This is a genomic window from Tsukamurella sputi, assembly GCF_007858445.1.
In the GTDB taxonomy this organism is placed as follows: Bacteria; Actinomycetota; Actinomycetes; order Mycobacteriales; family Mycobacteriaceae; genus Tsukamurella; species Tsukamurella sputi.
Window position 1 is genome coordinate 1 of record NZ_VIGV01000090.1, and the last position, 625, is coordinate 625.

Sequence of the window (625 nt, forward strand, 5' to 3'; positions counted from 1 at the left end):
GTTCGCGGGTTCCACGATACAGCGCGTGCGAGCGTTTGGGAAGCGACTCGCCGAACTTTCCGCGTAGTGATGTTGTGTCGAACGGTTCCAGCACCGCCTTTACCGCGGTAAAGAGCCTCCGCAGGAGGGCGTTGCCGCAGGTAGAAGCCTCAGCGCGCGTGCCGGATCGGGGGAGTGTTGAGGTTGCCGTCCGGCCAGGCGGAGACAGCCTCCTGGGTGACCCAGAGTTCCATGGAGGCGGTTCCGGCGTTACCGATGCGAGGTCGGATGCGGACGTTGATGAGCCATTGCCCGTCGGTGAGGCGGCAGACGCCGAGGACTTCTCCATCCATGGTGAGTTCGAGCCGGACGCCGGCGCTGCGGATCCATAGCGGTAGCCGGTCCGCGCGGGTCGCGGCGAGGGAGAGGTTCGGGAACGCCTTGCTGATGTCGACGCGCACGGGGCGGGGCGGATTCCGCTCTTGCCACACCCTTGGATCGAACATGCATTCATGGTAACGCGGGAAGCGAAGGTGCCGTCAACAGTGCGCATGACCGGCTGATACAGGTTTGGGCTGGCGGGTTCGTCTTCCCTACGTCCCCGCCAGATCTACGGCTACCATAGCACGGGCGTTCGATGATTTCC

The 625-nt window shown here is 64.3% G+C and carries 1 protein-coding gene; it reads right to left on the bottom strand.

Features of this window, described 5'->3' with window-relative positions:
- Positions 1–149: 149 nt before the first annotated feature.
- Positions 150–485 (bottom strand): hypothetical protein, encoded by a 336-nt coding sequence (locus tag FK268_RS23285; RefSeq protein WP_114514617.1) that lies wholly within the window; start codon positions 483–485, stop codon positions 150–152.
- Positions 486–625: the final 140 nt, after the last annotated feature.